Annotated in this window: 13 protein-coding genes; 11 read left to right on the forward strand and 2 right to left on the reverse strand. The window is 50.4% G+C overall.

Annotated features, from left to right (window positions below; genetic code table 11):
- Positions 1-26 precede the first annotated feature (26 nt).
- Positions 27-743 (reverse strand): DsbA family oxidoreductase, encoded by a 717-nt coding sequence (locus tag M1D61_RS09000; RefSeq protein ID WP_458122035.1) that lies wholly within the window; start codon positions 741-743, stop codon positions 27-29.
- A 265-nt stretch (positions 744-1,008) separates the two neighbouring features.
- Positions 1,009-1,935 (reverse strand): LysR family transcriptional regulator, encoded by a 927-nt coding sequence (locus M1D61_RS09005; protein WP_458122036.1) that lies wholly within the window; start codon positions 1,933-1,935, stop codon positions 1,009-1,011.
- 321 nt (positions 1,936-2,256) lie between these two features.
- On the opposite strand from M1D61_RS09005, the gene leuC reads away from it, so the two are divergent.
- The 11 genes from leuC to M1D61_RS09060 all read left to right on the forward strand — a co-directional run bounded on the left by leuC (position 2,257) and on the right by M1D61_RS09060 (position 18,587).
- A complete protein-coding gene (leuC, locus tag M1D61_RS09010) occupies positions 2,257-3,681 on the forward strand; it encodes a 3-isopropylmalate dehydratase large subunit (protein WP_458122037.1) in 1,425 nt (474 codons plus the stop codon).
- 30 nt (positions 3,682-3,711) lie between these two features.
- Complete coding sequence (gene leuD / locus M1D61_RS09015) at positions 3,712-4,314, forward strand: 3-isopropylmalate dehydratase small subunit (RefSeq protein WP_458122038.1); 603 nt, start codon at positions 3,712-3,714, stop codon at positions 4,312-4,314.
- 334 nt (positions 4,315-4,648) lie between these two features.
- A complete protein-coding gene (locus tag M1D61_RS09020) occupies positions 4,649-6,076 on the forward strand; it encodes an N-acetylmuramoyl-L-alanine amidase (RefSeq protein WP_458122039.1) in 1,428 nt (475 codons plus the stop codon).
- Positions 6,077-6,418: 342 nt separating this feature from the next.
- Positions 6,419-7,135 carry an endonuclease III gene (gene nth / locus M1D61_RS09025; RefSeq protein ID WP_458122040.1) on the forward strand — a complete coding sequence of 239 codons (717 nt, stop codon included), beginning with the start codon at positions 6,419-6,421 and terminating at the stop codon, positions 7,133-7,135.
- A 16-nt stretch (positions 7,136-7,151) separates the two neighbouring features.
- The gene (locus M1D61_RS09030) at positions 7,152-7,430 is read left to right on the forward strand and encodes an NAD/NADP transhydrogenase alpha subunit (RefSeq protein WP_458122041.1); all 279 of its coding nucleotides are present in this window, start codon (positions 7,152-7,154) and stop codon (positions 7,428-7,430) included.
- A gap of 287 nt (positions 7,431-7,717) precedes the next feature.
- Positions 7,718-11,587, forward strand: coding sequence for a dynamin family protein (locus M1D61_RS09035; protein ID WP_458122042.1), 3,870 nt, complete (start codon positions 7,718-7,720; stop codon positions 11,585-11,587).
- Between the two features lie 369 nt (positions 11,588-11,956).
- On the forward strand, positions 11,957-13,789 hold the full coding sequence (locus M1D61_RS09040) for an ABC transporter ATP-binding protein (protein ID WP_458122043.1): 1,833 nt from the start codon (positions 11,957-11,959) through the stop codon (positions 13,787-13,789).
- 43 nt (positions 13,790-13,832) lie between these two features.
- Positions 13,833-15,650, forward strand: a complete 1,818-nt coding sequence (locus tag M1D61_RS09045) for an ABC transporter ATP-binding protein (RefSeq protein ID WP_458122458.1) — start codon at positions 13,833-13,835, stop codon at positions 15,648-15,650.
- Positions 15,651-16,196: 546 nt separating this feature from the next.
- Entirely contained in the window at positions 16,197-17,384 is a 1,188-nt protein-coding gene (gene purT / locus M1D61_RS09050; protein WP_046215077.1) for a formate-dependent phosphoribosylglycinamide formyltransferase, read from the forward strand.
- A complete protein-coding gene (locus M1D61_RS09055; protein WP_458122044.1) occupies positions 17,374-17,829 on the forward strand; it encodes a GNAT family N-acetyltransferase in 456 nt (151 codons plus the stop codon). The genes purT and M1D61_RS09055 overlap by 11 nt, the downstream gene beginning before the upstream one ends.
- Before the next feature lie 200 nt (positions 17,830-18,029).
- On the forward strand, positions 18,030-18,587 hold the full coding sequence (locus M1D61_RS09060; RefSeq protein WP_458122045.1) for a CAP domain-containing protein: 558 nt from the start codon (positions 18,030-18,032) through the stop codon (positions 18,585-18,587).
- Positions 18,588-18,686: the final 99 nt, after the last annotated feature.

The following is an 18,686-nucleotide window of genomic DNA, read 5'->3' on the forward strand; positions in this document are numbered from 1 at the left end:
AGTTTTCGGTCAGATCTATATCCAAATTATTTCCGGTCTTCCGGTACCGCACAAGAACCGTCTGCGCACATCTCGCCGTCTGCCGAATTACCGAGCATCTGCAGCGGATGGTCTTCTGCCCAGATATCGTTTAGTGCTTTGGTGAACATTTCGGTCGGTTGGGCACCAGATATGGCATATTTGTCATTGATCACAAAGAACGGCACACCGGTAATTCCCAGCTGGCTGCCAAGATGTTCCTGACGGCGTACCAGATCGCCATACTGCTCGCTCTCCAGCATGGCCGCAGTTTGCTGACGATCCAGACCGACACTTTCGGCGATATCGATTAGTGTAGAATGGTCACCGATATGACGGGATTCGGTAAAGTAGGCCCGGAACAGCGCTTCGTTCATCTCTTCCGCTTTGCCCTGATCGGCCGCATATTGCATCAACCGGTGCGCATCAAAGCTGTTCGTCAGTATCATCGTGTCGAACTGAAAATCCAGTCCTTCCTGTGCTGCCTGGGCACCTACATTCACATTCATCTCGCGTGCCTGCTCAACGGTAGTACCGTACTTTTTGGCCAGAGCTTCATAAATGTTCAGCGGAATATCGCGTTCTGCTGAGGGATCAAGTTCAAAGCTCTTGTAGTTGACGTTCACTTCCTCTGCATGGGAAAACTGGGACAGTGCATTTTGCAGTCTTGTTTTGCCAATATAACAGAAAGGACACTGATAATCGGACCAGATATCGATTTTCATATATATACCTCCAGATCTCTGTTTTGCTGTTCCGCCTGCAGCCATATGGATGGAGATGCATATCGCGATCTTCATAACAGGTGGTCAATGTATGAATCATATGGTCTCATCCTACTATAATTACTTTTGATAATCAACTAACAATTATTTAATTTAATTTAATTGAGTTGACGGTTTGTTTACAACTTCTAGTTCAATAGCTTCCAGTAAATAGAAGAAAAAAATGGTGTAGTATGGACATTTCATTCTCAGAGCATACAGCCTGCTAGATTCTCTCCTGGGTGACTACATTGACCATCGTTTCCTTGAATGTCTCTATAAAAGCTTCTGCCGCTTTGGACAGATAGCGTCCTTTGCGCCGGGCGATAACAAGGGTACGGCTCGGTACAGGCTCGGCTAGAGGCAGGTAGACGGGCAGGAATTCACCGCGACGCGCCCGGGCGATGTAATGAGGGACAAACGTAACGCCCATGCCTGTAGCGACCAGAGACTGAATCGTCTCGATATTATTGCTCTCAAACACAACTTGCGGCTCAAAGCCGGCTTCGCTGCATACATCAAACACAATTTTGCGGAAGCCTTGTCCTTTTTTGAGTACGATAAAAGACTCATCCTTCAGTTCGGATAGTTTGACCGGTGTATGATCACCAGCGAGGAAACGCTGGGCGAGCGGGTGAGCAGGAGGGACGGCGAGATCGATTAGTTCCTCGGCTACCGGTTCGTATGTCAGCGAGGATTCGGTCAGCGGCAGCGCGAGCAGGCTAAGATCGGTCTGGCCGCTGGCGGTCAGCTTTTCCAGGTTAAGCGATGTATCTTCCAGCAGCACTACATCAATCTGGGGATAGGCCGCACGGAAAACAGGAAGTACATGCGGCAGCAGATGGGAACCGGTAATCTGCATGCTGCCGACGATGACGCGCCCGCTCTGCAGCTGGGAGATGTCCGCCATTTCCTTGCGCAGCTGTTCGACCGAATCGATAATTTTCTGGGCGTGTTCCACAAAGCTGGACCCGGCATGAGTCAATTCGACGGTGCTTGTATTACGCTGGAACAGCAGTACGCCAAGCTCCTTTTCCAGTTTGGACAGCTGCTGGCTGAGGGAAGGCTGGGCGATATGCAGCTTCTCGGCGGCACGGGAGAAATTGCGTTCTGCAGCAATCTGCAGCGCATATTGTAGTTGTCTGAGTTCCATGGTATGTCTCCTTTAATCCTCATTCTCTTATAAGTTAAACCTATAACTTCTATAGATATAATATCTTAGACCTATCGCACACACAATGTTATATTGTAATCATTATAAAAAAGCCTGTTGAAACGATACAGGCCACCGATAAAGTAACTACCAATCTTTTTCCACATATTGCAAATTATGCAGCGGTGGAGTGACAGTCATTCAGCGGTGAAGAAGAGCAGCAGCGCATTTTCAGGTCCGATCTCTACGGGGTGCCGGTTCGCCGGAATTCCACCGGAAATGCAGCAGCTTGGGACCACAATCCATGATGGGGTGAAAATAATGAGCAAAAAGACATTGTATGAGAAAATCTGGGATAACCATGTGATTCATCAGGAAGAAGGCAAGCCGAGCGTACTCTATATCGATCTGCATCTGGTTCACGAAGTAACTTCTCCGCAGGCGTTTGAAGGTCTGCGTCTGAGCAACCGCCAGGTTCGCCGCCCGGAACTTACTTTTGCTACGATGGATCACAATGTACCTACATTTGACCGCTTCAATATTACCGATCCGATCTCCAAGCAGCAGATTGATACACTGACCCAGAACTGCCGTGACTTCGGAGTGAAGCTGTTTGATCTGGATACGATTGACCAGGGTGTTGTTCACGTAATGGGACCTGAACTCGGCCTGACTCATCCGGGCAAAACGATTGTATGCGGTGACAGTCATACATCGACGCACGGTGCTTTTGGCGCACTGGCTTTTGGAATCGGAACGAGTGAAGTGGAACATGTGCTCGCTACCCAGTGTCTGCAGCAGTCCACCTCCAAAACGATGGAAATCCGCTTCAATGGTTCACGCAAACCGGGCGTGACCGCCAAGGACATGATTCTCGGTGTCATCGCCAAATATGGAACGGACTTTGCTACAGGATATGTTATTGAGTATACCGGTGAAGCCATCCGTGATCTGTCCATGGAAGAGCGTATGACCGTATGCAATATGTCGATCGAAGGCGGAGCGCGTGCAGGACTGATCGCACCGGATGAGACGACATTCTCCTATCTGCGCGGACGTCAGTATGTACCGCAGGGTGCCGCATTTGACGAAGCGGTTGCCCGCTGGAGAGAGCTGACGACCGATGAAGGTGCAGCTTATGATACCGTGCTTGAATTTGATGTGGATGCACTGATTCCGCAGGTGACCTGGGGCACCAGCCCGGGTATGGGTACCGATATTACTTCGGCTGTACCGAATCCGGCTGACTTTACTACTGAAAATGAACGTAGAGCCGCCGAAAAGGCGCTTGAATATATGGATCTTGCACCGGGTACTCCAATGTCCGAGATTCCGGTCGATTATGTATTTATCGGTTCCTGTACCAACGGAAGGATCGAAGATCTGCGTGCTGCCGCCGAGGTGGCGCGCGGCTACAAAGTATCCGATCGTCTGACAGCAATCGTCGTACCCGGCTCCGGCCGCGTCAAAATCCAGGCCGAAAAAGAAGGACTGGATGTAATTTTCAAGGAAGCCGGTTTTGAATGGCGTGAAGCGGGATGCAGCATGTGTCTCGCGATGAATCCGGATGTACTAAAACCGGGTCAGCGCTGCGCATCGACCTCCAACCGTAACTTTGAAGGACGTCAGGGCCGCGGCGGACGTACGCATCTCGTTTCTCCGGCAATGGCAGCAGCAGCAGCGATTACCGGCCGCTTTACCGATGTTCGTGACTGGGAATTCAAGAATGAACCTGTATTAAGCTAAGTACGGTATTTTAGAGAGGAGTCTTCATCAATGGAACCATTCAAACAGTTAAACGGTATTGTCGCACCGGTCGACCGGGTCAATGTAGATACAGATGCCATCATCCCCAAGCAATTTCTGAAACGGATCGAACGGACAGGCTTCGGCCAGTTCCTGTTCTACGAATGGCGCTGGGATGAAGAGGGCAATGTGAACGAGAATTTCGATATGAACAAGCCGCGTTACCAGGGAGCATCCGTGCTGATCTCCCGTGCGAACTTTGGCTGCGGTTCTTCCCGTGAGCATGCGCCGTGGGCGATCATGGACTATGGGTTCCGCTGCGTTATTGCTCCGTCCTTTGCGGATATCTTCTATAATAACTGCTTCAAAAATGGCATCCTGCCGATCAAGCTGTCGGAAGAGCAGGTGCAGGATCTGTTTGAGCGCACCGCAGCGCATGAAGGATATCGCCTGAAAGTGGATCTGGAGAACAAGCAGCTCACCGATGAGTATGGACTGCATATTGACTTTGATCTTGACGAGCACCGTCGTCAGTTCCTGCTGCAGGGACTGGATGATATCGGTCTGACGCTTCAGCATGAGTCTGCGATCACAGCGTATGAGCAATCCAGAGGTGCTCATCTGTTTGCCTGATCCTGCAGCAGAACGATTGATCACAGAATTTTGTCTCGCCGAATTTACAAATAGTTATTACAAAAATGCATAACTCTGTCGATATTAGCTACGACAGATCGTTATGCATTTTTTTTTGCGGATGCCAATCCGGCCCAGACAAGACAGGCTCTGCGATCTCGTCTATCATGCTCGAAAAAGGACAGCGCAGAATCAAGAAAAGTGCCCGGAAATGTAAATTGGCTCGCAACTTTTGCAGAGTGCAAGCGTCTAATATGTCGTCTGGTAATAACATTTGCCGGTACAGCCGTGCTGGGTAGTTCGGTAATCAAAACGGGAATGGTAGGGGTGAAGAATGAAGAAATTAGGTTTTTTAGTCTTTTTGTTGGTGTTTATGTGGTCCTTTCCCCATATCGGCGAAGCTGCCACAGACACGAAAGTTGTACTGAACGGTCAACAGCTCAGCATTCCGGAAGACGTGCAGAATATCAAAGGTTCGGTTATGGTGCCGATTCGGGTCATTTCCCAGAATCTTGGCTATCAGGTGAAATGGGATCAATCTGCCGGCCAGGTCAATATTGATGGAGAAGGCAAGTCCATTCAGCTGTATATTGGCAAGAATGCGGCTTCTGTAGACAACAAAACGTACAGCTTGAACACCGCACCAGTCGTTCAAAATGGCACCACACTGGTACCAATCCGACTGGTAAGTGAACAGATGGGTATCGGAGTTCACTGGAACAACAGCGACAAAATCGTCACATTGACATCGACGGGCACGAGCACCGGCGGAGGAACGACTTCGGACGCGGACAATGCAACTCCCGAAAACGGTCTTGCACTGGTGAACGGCATCAGCTTCAGTGAAAGTCGCCTGCTGGTGACGCTGGATAAGAGCGTGACGCCAAAAGTATCAAAAATGGATTCACCAAATCGGATCGTGGTCGATCTGCCAAATTCCGATTTCGGTAAAGGTTTTGCCCAGGGGGCCAATGCAGGAGCAGGGCAAATTGCTACGCTGGCTGTTCCCAATAACAATAATGTCTCCCAGGTTCGTTACTCGCAGTACAGTACCGATCCATCCAGTGTACGTATTGTTATCGATCTGAAAAAAGAACGGAATTATGAAGTATTCAATGAAGGCCAGGGTCTGCTGATTGTGGATCTGACAGCGAACAATGGTACAACCAAACAGCCGGATTCGACGACAGGCGCAACACAGCCTGGTTCCTCGGTAGGTAATTCCGGCAAGAAAGTTGTCGTTATTGACGCAGGCCATGGTTACCAGGATCCGGGTGCTGTTGGCTCCCAGACGACCGAAAAGAAGCTGAACCTTGCACTGGCACTCAAAGTGGAGGCGCTGCTCAAGAACGATCCGAATATTGATGTCGTGCTGACACGTTCGGATGATACGTTCCTCGAACTCAAGGAGCGTGTAAAAGTGGCCGAGAAGCTGAATGCAGACGTATTCGTATCCATTCATGCGAACAGCAGCAGTTCATCTGCTGCCTCGGGCACGGAGACGTACTACCAGCGCAGCAGCAGCAAAAAGCTTGCACAGACGATCCACAAGTATTTTGTAGCCGCTACAGGATTTAAGGACCGTGGCGTACAGTACGGTAACTTCCATGTTATCCGTGAAACGACAATGCCTGCTGTACTGCTCGAAGTTGGCTTTATCAGCAACCGGGCAGAAGAATCCAAAATGATGGATTCCGCCAAGCAGGACCAGGTTGCCGCATCTGTCGTTAAAGGCATCAAGGAATACCTTGGTGTATCCTAATTCATTCCTAAACAGGAGGATATCCGCTTAACGGTATCCTGCCTGACCGGGCCAGCCGCTCCTATCCGCAAGGAGGGCTGGTCCTTTTTTATGTCGTTTTCTGTAAAGCGACTGGCTGCTGAACAATTGCAATCACCGTCAATAAAATTACTGAAATTTCATGTAAAGTATACGTGCAATTACAGTCAGAACATGTTAAGATACGAATTGTATTGTCATTGAAGATGGAGCATCAGAGTCTGACACGTAATCCAGCAATCCCATCATCAGGTACCGTGAGACGATACCGTCTGCATCACGATCCATATCGTGAACAGGCGGTTTTTTGCAGGAGGAATGAAAATGAATGCCGCTACCGTAAGACATATTCTGGACACGCTTGCCGGCATGTTTCCCGATGCCCACTGCGAGCTTAATCATAGCAACGCCTTTGAACTGACGATTGCCGTACTGCTCTCCGCACAGTGTACAGATGCAACAGTCAACAAGGTAACGGTTGATTTATTTCAGAAATACCGTACACCGCAAGATTATCTAAACGTGCCACTGGAAGAGCTGGAGCAGGATATACGACGGATCGGTTTGTATCGCAGCAAAGCCAAGCATATCCAGAATTTATGCCGGATTCTGATCGAACAGTATGGAGGCGACGTGCCAGGTGAGCATGATCTGCTCGTGCAGCTTCCGGGTGTGGGCCGCAAGACAGCCAACGTCGTCGTGTCCAATGCGTTCGGGGTGCCTGCTTTTGCCGTTGATACTCATGTAGAACGGGTATCCAAACGACTGGGTCTCGCAAATTGGAAAGACAATGTACTGGAAGTGGAACGTAAATTGATGAAGCGGGTACCACGCGACGAGTGGACGCTATCCCATCACCGATTTATTTTTTTTGGAAGGTATCATTGCAAGGCGCAAAACCCTGCTTGTCAGATCTGTCCATTACTCGACATTTGCCGTGAAGGCAAAAAAAGAATGAAAACATCCCTTCTGATCAAGGAAAAAACCGCGAAGCCGCGTGCCTCCAGAGCCAAGGGAAAGCAATCTAATACTACAACATAAAAAGAGGTCGAACGTTATGAAATGCATTTCCGTCTACACTGATAACTTTGAGCAGTTCTCCGATATCTTCGAGCAGATCGTTGCTGAAGAATTGGCCGAAAATGAAGAAAAAGTAGTTGAAGGCATCACTGTCAACTACTCCGGCGATGTTCCGGAACATTACATCGAGCGTATGGCACAAAAGCGCGATGTAGTCGTTATGAAAGACAAAGGCAGAGGCATCACGATTCTGCAGCACGGCAAACTGTTTGAAATTCTGGTTCCGGTTGCGCAAACGGAAGCAAGCGTAGTTTAATACATCACGTCTGTGGAGCACGGCTGCCTGTCAGCCGGATCATCTCCAGCGGTTCAAAAGCTTTTTATATGATGAATTTCTGTTTGCAGAAATCGTCTATAAAAAGCTTTTTTGCTATGATCGTCTTTAAAACAGATCACTGGTTTCCGATACATCCTATACAGTGCTACAATACAGATAAGGATAAATTTTAAAATAATATGCAGGCGCATCACTGTCGCCTGTACCGAATCAGCACAGGAACACACCGATTGAACCATCATCAGAAAGTGACGGAGGACATACTGATGCAAGCGATTACAACGCAGAGAGAAGATTCATTCGAACCTATTCTGAAACAGCTCGAACAGGAATTGAACCAGCAGGGTAACTATGCCGCTGTTCGCAAAGTCCGTGATCTGCAGCTGAAGCACCGCTCGGAGGAGTTGGTACTGGCATTTTGCGGCCATTTCTCGGCAGGCAAATCCAGCCTCATGAACTGGCTGTGCGGCAAGCAGATACTGCCGACCAGCCCGGTGCCAACTACCGCCAATATTGCAGCTATCCGCTGCGGCAAGCCGCGGGCGGTTGTTCATGTACATGCAGGCGACCAGTTGGAGATCGGGCTGAACGACCTTGATGAGTACTGTAAAAATGGCGGCGACTACGAATCTGTAGAGCTGTGGGATCAGATTCCGCTGCTTGGACAGCATGGAGTACTACTGGATACACCCGGGGTGGATTCAACGGATGCGGCTCATGAAGCAGCTACCTATTCGGCATTGCACCGCGCCGATGTTGTCTTTTATGTAATGGATTATAATCATGTGCAGTCGGAAACGAATCTTTCTTTTGCCCGCACCCTGTACGAACGGGGCAAGCCGCTGTATCTGATCGTCAACCAGATCGACAAGCATGAAGATCAGGAGCTGTCCTTTGCCGATTATCGTAAAGGGGTCGAGCAGGCTTTTGCCAGACGCGGGATTGAGCCTGCAGGTATACTGTATGTCTCCCGCCAGGTTCCCGATCATCCGTATGGCCGACTGGAGCGTCTCCGGGAAGTGATTGGCGAGCTGCTGCAGGATCATCGGCCGCTGCTGCGTTACAGCCTGTCACAGGCGGCGTGGGAGTTGGCAGAGGAGCACAGCAAGTGGCTTGTTCAGCAAATGTCGATAGGTGTGGAAGATCAAGCGGACGAGACTGAAATGGAAAATGAAGGAATAGATGCGGAATTTTCCATGGATCAGGATCAACATCGTTCTGAAGAAGAGCCTGATACCAAGCAGGAACCGGATAATCTGCCTGCCTTAAGCGGGAGAATCGCACAGCTGCAGCAGCGGCAGTCCGAACTGTCCGGCAATCTCAAGGCGCTGCGTGAGAAGTGGAGCTGGGAGATCGGCCGGCTGGTGGAGCAGGCGAATCTGACACCGGCCGATCTGCGTGACCTGGCTCAGCTCTATCTGGAGGGTGAACGTCCGGGATTCAAAAAAGGACTGTTTGCTTCCAGAGAGAAAACGCTGCAGGAGCGCGAGCAGCGCAGACAGACGTTTTTGCAGGCTTTTCAGGAGCAGGTAGCCGCACATCTGGATGTGCATGTACGCGGCCTGCTGCGCGGCTGGAGCCGGGAGCATGAATTGTGGAATGAGGAGCAAGAGACGACACTGACCGCATCACTGCCAAAGATAACAGCTTCCGATATCGAGAATGGTGCGGGCAAGGATATGGCGGTCTCCGGGGAATATGTGCTTAATTATACGCGTGCACTGCGCGAGCAGACCGCTGCCCGCTATCGCCGTGCCGCGCTGGAAGCGGCTGATCTGCTGCTGGAACAACTGCAGCCCGAGATCGATCGCCAGCTGGCTGCTCTGCAGGCTGAACAGCAGCAGCTGCAAGTGCGTTATGACGATCTGCTGCGTCAGCAGCAAGCCGAGCAGCAGATGCGGCAGCAGGATCAGGCAGTTCGCAGCCTGCTGCCGCAGCGGGAGATCGAAGTGCCGGACTGGCTGCCGCGTATCGAGGTGGCGCCAGCTGGACAGAATACAGCAGCAGATCGTCCTTTATCTTCACAAGCAGAACAGGCTGGAGCGATGACTCGTCCTTCTGCTGAAGAGAATAGCAGCGATGTGCCTGTAAAGAGTCAGAAGGAGAGCAATAATCATACTTTTTCTTCTGATGTGTCATATGATGCAGCAGCCGAAAGCGATAAAGGTTCCGCTGCAACGAAAACGGAAGCTATGAACGAAGCAGCATCCACGGCTATACCGGAGCATGCTGGCAGGACAGGATCTTCAGCGCGCAGACAGCGTCTGCTGGATACGGCTGAGCGGCTGCGTCATACCGCTGACAAGATCAGCGGACTGCCGGGTATGGCTTCCCAGGCCGAAGAGCTGCGCCGCCGTGCCGGTGTAATGGAGGATGGCAAGTTTACCCTGGCACTGTTCGGTGCATTTAGTGCAGGCAAGTCTTCTTTTGCCAATGCCCTGCTGGGTGGGCCGGTGCTGCCGGTCTCGCCGCATCCGATGACGGCGGCGATTACGCAGATTATGGGAGCAGACGCTGCTCATCCGCACGGAACTGCCGTTGTCTTCCTCAAGGATGCGGAAGAAATGCAGGAGGATATCAGCGGAGCGCTGCGGCTGCTCGGTCTGCCGGATCGTACGCTCAATCAGGACTGGCGCAAAGCGGTGGCTGCACTGTCTCCGTCGCGTATTCATCCTTCTGCCCGTGCGCACTACAACTTTATTATGGCTGCAGCAGCTGGCTGGGAGCAGATGTCCGGTCATCTGGGTGAGGAAGTGGTCGCCGATATGGAAGCTTTCCGCGGATATGTGTCGGAAGAGCAGCAGTCCTGCTTTGTCCGCCGGATTGATCTGTATTATGACTGTGATCTGACCCGCCAGGGGATGGTGCTGGTGGATACACCGGGTGCCGATTCGGTCAATGCTCGTCATACCGGTGTAACGTTTGAATATATGAAGTCTGCGGATGCACTGGTGTTTGTAACCTATTACAATCATGCCTTTACCGCTGGCGACCGTCAGCTGCTCGAGCAGCTGGGACGGGTCAAGGGCAGTCTGGCACTGGATAATATGTTCTTTATCGTGAATGCTTCCGATCTGGCTTCATCGGAAGAGGAAAAGGATGATGTGGTGAACCGGATCGTCCGCGAGCTGAATACAGCGGGCATTCGTGAGCCGAATATTCATGCATTGTCCAGCCGTCGCGCTCTGCATGGTCAGGACGAAGGATTCCGTCAATTCCAGCACAGCTTTAATACATTTGCCGATGAGACACTGGCCGGGCTGGCTGTACATGCTGCACTGGAAGAAATCGGTCGTATCCGGGATATGATTCTCTCCTGGGAGCAGGCTGCAAGGCAGGGCGAAGCTTATCGTCACCAGCGCAGACAGCAGCTCATGACAGAGCAGCAGACAGCACGGGAAGCGGTCGGCGGTATCGCACGTACCGAGCCGGACCGCAGAGTGCAGGAAGAGAGTGGAGAGCTGCTGTTCCATGTGCGTCAGCGCGTACGCCTCAAGACACTGGAATGGATACCGGAAATCTTTAACCCGGCACAGCTGAACCAGGAATCTGCCGATCTGAAAGCCGACTTTTCTGCCTGTGGACGCGAACTTCAGCGGCGTGTCGGCATTGAGCTGGAACAGGAAGTGCTGGCCACCACGCTTCGGATGGAAAAGGCTGCCCGTCAGCTGATCAGCGAGCGCATGAGAACCTATGGCCGTGAAGCAGAGGCCGGTGCACAGGGACTGCGCCTGTCTGCTTACGAACCATCCGGCTGGGAGACGCCTCAGCTGCCGCCCCTGGCATTGTCCCGGGCGCTGGACTGGAAGTCGCTCTGGTCCATGTTCCGTAATCCGCGTCATTTCTTCGAGCAGGGAGGACGGGAGAAGCTGCGGACAGAAGTAACTGCCCGGATCGACAATATGATCGGTCAGCTGCTGGAAGAACAGCGTGAACGTCTGGCTGCTTATTACATCGATGGCCTGAATGCGAGATTCCAGGAGACGGTCCGGGAGATGCATCGTCAGATCGCTGAATGGGCAGAAGCAACAGAAGCATCACTGAGTATGTCCGACGGTCCGGAGCGTTGGCAGCAGCTGGCTGCCGAACTGGATCAACTGGCGTCTGAATCGGCTGCTCCCGCACTTCATCATTAGCAATATAATTGCGCATTAAAATTATAGAAGGCAGTTCCTTATGCGGAACGGCCTTCTATTTTTACATATTATTTATTTCCTTATTATTATATGAATATCGGGAGAACAGCTGTTTCAAATTTGAAATTACAGCGCTTATACCTTGTAAAGATCATCTATGGTTTACAAAAATCGGGACTGTGGAACAATTGGCTGTTATTGCGAGCATTTTGCATGATTTCATTATAATTAGCCCATTATATATCGATTATGGCATTAATTTGTCACCATCGACTGTAAACGGTCTCTTTTCCTCTTTGCGGGCAATTGGCGACGGTGGTAAGCTTCATTATGCTAAATAACCTGACAGGTGATTGAAGGAGGAACAACATGGACGTTCTCAGGCAACTGCAAGACTTTTATCGCGAAAAAAAGAGCTATCTCTACCTCTCCATCTTTTGTCTTGCAACCGCTACCGCGCTCGGATTGGTCTATCCGAATCTGCTGAGATACCTGATCGATGATATTATCAGGCTCAGGCAGTTTGACCAGGTTCCCATGCTGGTCATTGGACTGTTCGTCGTTACCGTTTTAAAAGCATTTATGCAGTTCCTGCATGGTTTTTTCGGGGGAAGGCTCGGTAATTTCCTCGCCTACCGGCTTCGTAACGCCTGCTATGAAAAGCTTCAATTTCTTTCCTTCCGTTATTATGACACTGCCAAGACAGGCGATCTGATGTCCCGTCTGACCGGAGATCTGGAGGCCATCCGTAACTTTATCGCGTTTGGCTTCGCCCAGCTGCTCAATGTATTCCTCATGGTCATTTTCGGCGCAGCCGTCATGTTCTCGCTCAACTGGCAGCTCACCCTTGTTACCCTGATTTCCATCCCGTTTCTCGTTTATGTCGCTCTGCGATTTGAATCACGCATTCACCCGGCGTTTCAGGAAATGCGACTGGCGTTAAGTTCACTCACGACTGCTGTACAGGAAAATATCACCGGTGTGCGTACGATCAAGTCATTTGCCCGGGAGTCGCATGAAGTGGACAAGTTCTCCGTACGCAATGAACGCTACCGGACCAATCAGATTTTTGCTTCATCCCTCTGGAGCCGTTACTTTCCGGTGATGGAGCTGCTGGCTTCGGTATGTATCGTCATTTTGCTCGGATTTGGCGGTACGCTCGTAATCCAGGGATCGATGACTCTTGGGGAACTGGTCGCTTTTTTTACCCTGATCTGGTACATAATTGGCCCGATGTGGGGACTTGGTTTTCATATTAACAACTACACCCAATCCAAGGCATCGACCGAACGGATTCTGGAAATTCTAAATCAGCCGGTGGATATCAAAGATGAACATACCGCTCAACAAATGCATGAAATCAAGGGCCATGTGGTGTTTGATCATGTGACCTTTGCCTATGGCAACAAAATGGCGGCTGTGGTGGATATCAGTCTGGATGCGCCTCCCGGCTCGGTCATCGGGCTGCTGGGTGGTACAGGTTCCGGGAAATCGACTATTATTCAGCTGCTGATGCGTGCTTACAATGTGAATGAAGGTAAAATTGCACTAGATGGCATTGACATTCGGGATATTCGGATCGAAGACCTGCGGGCACAGATTGCCTCCGTTTTTCAGGAAACTTTCCTGTTCTCCTCCACGATCAAAAATAATATCGCCTACGGGATGGAAGAGGTCACGATGGAAGAGATCGTACGTGCGGCCCGGCTGGCCAAAGCCCATGAATTTATTATGGAGCTGCCAAAGGGCTACGATACGATCGTCGGCGAACGTGGTCTGGGATTGTCAGGCGGACAAAAGCAGCGTCTCGCTATCGCCCGGGCACTGCTCAAAAATCCAAAAATTCTCATTCTGGACGATGCGACCAGCGCAGTCGATATGGAGACCGAGCACGAGATTCAGACCGGTTTCCAGGAAGTCATGCGGGGCAGAACAACTTTCATTATCGCTCACCGGATATCTTCATTGCGTCATGCGGATGAGATTCTCGTACTGGAAGAAGGACGCGTCATCCAGCGCGGCAAGCATGAACAGCTAATCAACATGGCGGGTCCATACCAGGACATTTACCATGTCCAATATGCTGACCATATCTCCCGTCTGCAGGATCAGTCGGAGGCCGATATACCGGATCAGCAGGACGGCTGGAAAAGCGAACTGCCGCAGCCAGGCAGTGGGGAGCAGGTGAGATACCATGAGTAATCCGTCCATGAACAATACCTCCATCGATGACAAGCAAAAAGTGATGGATACCTCGGCATCGGTACGGGTAGAGGAGCGGTTTATCTACCAGGATGACGAGCTGATCGACAAAGCATTTAACTGGGGACAATTCAGCCGTCTGTTCAGCTACATGAAGCCGTATGCCCGGCAGCTGCTACCCTTTATTCTGCTCATGATGGTGCTCGGAACTGTAACCAAGCTGGCGGTCCCGCTCATTACCGGTATGGCGATCGACCGGGCGATCCAGCCTGCTAACGGTGTACCAAGTCTGAAGCTGCTGTATGGATTGACTGCGCTCGCACTGGTGCTTTATCTGATTCAATGGGCAGCCAATGCCTACCGGATCAAGTACACGAATATTATCGGACAGCGAGTCATCTACGATCTTCGTTCGGACCTGTTCAGCCATATTCAGCGGCTGTCCTTTTCTTTCTTTGATAAAAGGCCTGCCGGTTCGGTACTCGTACGGGTAACCAATGATGTGAACTCGCTGCAGGATCTGTTTACCAACGGAGCGGTCAATGTCATGATCGACTGTGTACAGCTGCTCGGGATCATTGTCATTTTACTGTTTATCAACTGGAAACTGGCACTGGCGGTTATGCTGACCGTGCCGATCATGTTCTTCGTCTCCACCAAGCTGCGCAAGGTAATTCGCCGTTCGTGGCAGGAAGTACGTATGAAAAACTCGCGTATCAATTCCCATCTGAATGAATCGATTCAGGGAATTCGTGTAACCCAGGCGTATACGCAGGAAAAGCAGAACATGAAATATTTCGATAATATGAATCTGTCGAGCAAGCAGTCCTGGGACAAAGCGTCAGCAATGAACCAGATGTTCGGACCGTTGATCGAAGTAACAGGCGGTCTTGGATCGGTCATTTTGTTTGGGTTCGGAGCTATGCTTATCGCCAGCGGCGAGATTGAAATCGGCATTCTGGTAGCTTTTGCCAACTACGTCAGCAATTTCTGGGACCCAATCAACCGGCTCGGCAATATGTACAACCAGCTGCTTGTTGCCATGGCCTCCTCGGAACGGATCTTTGAATTTATGGATGAAAAGCCGTCGGTAGCCGACAAGCCGGATGCTCGTCCGATGCCTCGTATCCGCGGTGATATCGTGTTCAAGGATGTAGTATTTGAGTATGAGCCGGGCCGTCCGGCACTCAAAGGAATCAATCTGAACGTCAAAGCCGGACAGTCGATTGCCCTGGTCGGTCATACTGGCTCCGGCAAGTCGACGATTATCAACCTGATCAGCCGATTCTATGATATCAAGAGCGGCCAGATTACGATCGATGGTCAGGATCTGCGTGATGTGACCCTGGAGAGTCTGCGCAGCCAGATCAGTATTGTGCTGCAGGACACATTTATTTTCTCCGGTACGATCCGTGACAATATCCGATTCGGGCGTCTGGATGCGACCGATGAAGAGGTGGAAGCGGCGGCAAAGGCAGTTCATGCCCATGTATTTATCGAAAAGCTGGCCAAAGGTTATGATACCGAAGTCGAGGAGCGGGGCAATGTACTGTCCATGGGACAGCGGCAGCTGCTCTCCTTTGCCCGGGCGCTGCTGGCCGATCCACGGATTCTTATTCTGGATGAAGCGACAGCGAGTATCGATACGGAGACCGAGCTGCGGATTCAGGAAGCGCTCAAGGTGCTGCTGCAGGGAAGAACATCCTTTATCGTCGCTCACAGGCTATCGACGATCCGCCATGCCGACCATATCGTCGTGCTGGATCATGGGGAGATCAAGGAAGAAGGTACCCATGAGCAGCTAATTCAGCGCAAAGGGGTATACAATGGACTGATCGAAGCCCAGTTTCGCTTTTTGTAAGACCGTCTGGATCAGTCCGGATCGAATAGCTTGGAAATGGTAAAATAACTTCGGTTTGCAGATCATATTGACTTTGCAGATGTTGAATAGAAATTTTTTCCGGTATAAATTAGAAATTATATCGATTAAACAAGCACTGTAATATCCTTTTATTTCCATGCAAACCCTCTATCCGCTGTTCAGATGAGCAGCGATAGAGGGCTTTTTATGCTTAAAAACACTTCCTGTAAAAAGCAGGAAACGAGTAAATATACAAATTGTGACAAAATTCGTTAATGAAAGCGCCATCATTTAATAAATTTCGTGATTTGTTCAAAAATTTAAGTAAAGTGGGTTGCAATCTAACTTGGAAGGTAAGAAAATAAGAGTGTCAACACATTGTAAAGTTCATTATCAACATCGTCGGGAATTTTACAATGTGTTAATCACTTAACAGCAAAGAGAATAGACAAAGAGCACAATCTGTACCAACGGAGAGTTTTGCAGTTCGAGTAGTATGCAAGCTTGACGCAGTGTAAAAAAGTGGATAAGGGAGTGCTGTTTATTATGTGGGGGGCCCCAATGTCTCGCCAGGCGAAGAAAATTCTGATGCTTGGCAGCGGAGAACTTGGTAAAGAAGTAGTGATCGAAGCTCAGCGTCTCGGCGTGGAATGCATCGCCGTAGATCGCTATCCGGACGCACCTGCGATGCAGGTCGCTCACCGTTCTCATGTCATTGATATGCTGAACGGACAGCAGCTCAGGGAAGTTATCGCCCTGGAGCAGCCGGATCTGATCGTACCTGAAATTGAAGCGATTGCGACGGATGTGCTGGTAGAGCTGGAGCAGGAAGGCTATCATGTCGTTCCTACCGCTACAGCTGCGAGATTAACGATGGATCGTGAGGGGATACGCCGCCTGGCTGCCGAGACACTCGGCCTGCCGACTGCAGCGTACCGATTCGCGGATAATCTCGAGCAGCTCCAGGCAGCCGTCGCTGAACTCGGAACACCCTGCGTAGTAAAACCTCTGATGAGCTCGTCCGGCAAAGGACAGAGTGTCTGCCGTACGCCGGAAGATACGGAAGATTGCTGGAATACGGCGCTCGAAGGAGCCAGAGGCAAGTCAGTACGGGTCATCGTCGAAGCCTTTGTCCATTTTGAAAGTGAAATTACACTGCTAACGGTGCGTTCAGCCTCAGGCACCCTGTATTGTCCGCCGATCGGGCATATTCAGCGGGATGGGGATTATGTGGAGTCCTGGCAGCCGCATTACATGACTGCGGAGCAGCTGGCAGAAGCCCAGCATATCGCCGGCACCATTACCGGACATCTGGGAGGATACGGATTGTTCGGTGTGGAGCTGTTTCTTACGGCGGATGGAGTAGTCTTCAGCGAAGTATCGCCAAGACCGCATGATACGGGTATGGTAACGATGGTAACCCAGGACTTGTCCGAATTCGCTCTGCATGTGCGGGCGATTCTTGGTTTTGAGATCCCTGGCGTCCATCTATTGACCCCTGGCGCATCAGCAACACTCAAGGCAGCACAGACTTCAAAAGATTTTGTTGTTGGCGGACTGGAAGAAGCATTGAAGCTGCCGCGTACGCAGGTACGGGTATTCGGCAAACCGGAGACCAAACCCGGACGCCGGATGGCAGTGGCACTCAGTGCGGACGAAAGTGTGGAAATCGCGCGGAAGCGTGCCGTTGAAGCGGCCGCTCTGCTAAAAGAGGAGTATGTACATGTCGACTAGTGTATTAATGCCTGTTGCGGAAGTCCGTAAATTCGAAAGTAAAGATGTTCAAGCTTTGACTGGCCTGATGCGTGAACTTTGTTACCCTATGACGGAGAGTGTACTGCGTGACCGGATGGCTGCACTGGAAGGCAAGCCCCAATATATAACCCTTGTCGCTGAACGTGAAGGACAGGTGGTTGGTATGATCGCTCTGTATCGCAAGACATCTTATGATACAGGTCATCAGACCTCCCAGATTACCGGTCTGGTGATCTCGGAAGCCTACCGCAACAAGGGAATTGGCCGTGAGTTGATTACGACGGCTGAACGTCAGGCGCGTGAAGCCGGAGATCATTCCGTATTTGTCACCGGAATGAACCGTGACGAGCGTCTGTCTTCCTGCTCATTTTACCAGCATATGGGTTATGAGAAGATCGGCTGTAATTTCATTAAACAGATGTAAGTATCAAAAGATGCAAAATGACGACTCCCCTGCATAAGGGGAGTCGTTTTTTATTTCTCTTTAGGACACCGAGGCTGAATCGGTGTCTTTTTTTGCAAATAGGCACATATTTCATACAAAGTTGCCGATATATAGAAATAAATGTTAAAATCTTAGGCGGATTTGAACATACTCATTTTACAGGAGGATTTGTACCTATTATGAAGCTTACCCAACTGAAACGCATCGTCGCATCGGCAGCAGCTGTCGGAGTTCTTGCAGCGACACTCATCGCACCAGCAGGTGCACAGGCAGCTCCATCCAGTCATGTTCAATATACACACAAAGCATATGCCAAATTGTCTGCGGATTTTACAGCAGCCGGGAAAACGGCCGTTACAGCCGATACGTATGCTTTTGTCGCTCAGGTAGCCGATCTCGTGAATCAGGAGCGCAGCAAAGCCGGACTGAAGGCGCTGGCTGTAGACACCAATCTGCAGACCGTGGCTCAGGACAAAGCAGTGGATATGTACAAAAACAATTACTTCAGCCACACTTCACCTACGTACGGATCACCATTTGATATGATGAACACTTACAAAATCAGCTATCGCGCTGCAGGAGAGAACATCGCCAAAGGCCAGACTTCTCCCGCACAGGTCATGAATTCCTGGATGAACAGCCCGGGTCACAAAGCCAATATACTGAGCAAAAACTTTACGCATATTGGTGTAGGTTATGTGAATGGTATCTGGGTACAAGAATTTATCGGTAAATAATTATTAATGTATGCCCATGTATACGAATCGATTTGACAGAAGCATGACGATAAAAGAAACCTTATGGACGCTCTAGCTTGCCGGGCAGTCCATAAGGTT

Source organism: Paenibacillus sp. Z6-24 (assembly GCF_054161335.1).

Coding starts and splice junctions, on each gene's coding strand:
- purT (WP_046215077.1), top strand. CDS start 16,197: ATGTGGGGGGCCCCAATGTCTCGCCAGGCGAAGAAAATTCTGATGCTT.
- M1D61_RS09030 (WP_458122041.1), top strand. CDS start 7,152: ATGAAATGCATTTCCGTCTACACTGATAACTTTGAGCAGTTCTCCGAT.
- M1D61_RS09005 (WP_458122036.1), bottom strand. CDS start 1,935: ATGGAACTCAGACAACTACAATATGCGCTGCAGATTGCTGCAGAACGC.
- M1D61_RS09000 (WP_458122035.1), bottom strand. CDS start 743: ATGAAAATCGATATCTGGTCCGATTATCAGTGTCCTTTCTGTTATATT.
- M1D61_RS09055 (WP_458122044.1), top strand. CDS start 17,374: ATGTCGACTAGTGTATTAATGCCTGTTGCGGAAGTCCGTAAATTCGAA.
- M1D61_RS09045 (WP_458122458.1), top strand. CDS start 13,833: ATGGATACCTCGGCATCGGTACGGGTAGAGGAGCGGTTTATCTACCAG.
- M1D61_RS09060 (WP_458122045.1), top strand. CDS start 18,030: ATGAAGCTTACCCAACTGAAACGCATCGTCGCATCGGCAGCAGCTGTC.
- M1D61_RS09040 (WP_458122043.1), top strand. CDS start 11,957: ATGGACGTTCTCAGGCAACTGCAAGACTTTTATCGCGAAAAAAAGAGC.
- M1D61_RS09020 (WP_458122039.1), top strand. CDS start 4,649: ATGAAGAAATTAGGTTTTTTAGTCTTTTTGTTGGTGTTTATGTGGTCC.
- leuC (WP_458122037.1), top strand. CDS start 2,257: ATGAGCAAAAAGACATTGTATGAGAAAATCTGGGATAACCATGTGATT.
- leuD (WP_458122038.1), top strand. CDS start 3,712: ATGGAACCATTCAAACAGTTAAACGGTATTGTCGCACCGGTCGACCGG.
- M1D61_RS09035 (WP_458122042.1), top strand. CDS start 7,718: ATGCAAGCGATTACAACGCAGAGAGAAGATTCATTCGAACCTATTCTG.
- nth (WP_458122040.1), top strand. CDS start 6,419: ATGAATGCCGCTACCGTAAGACATATTCTGGACACGCTTGCCGGCATG.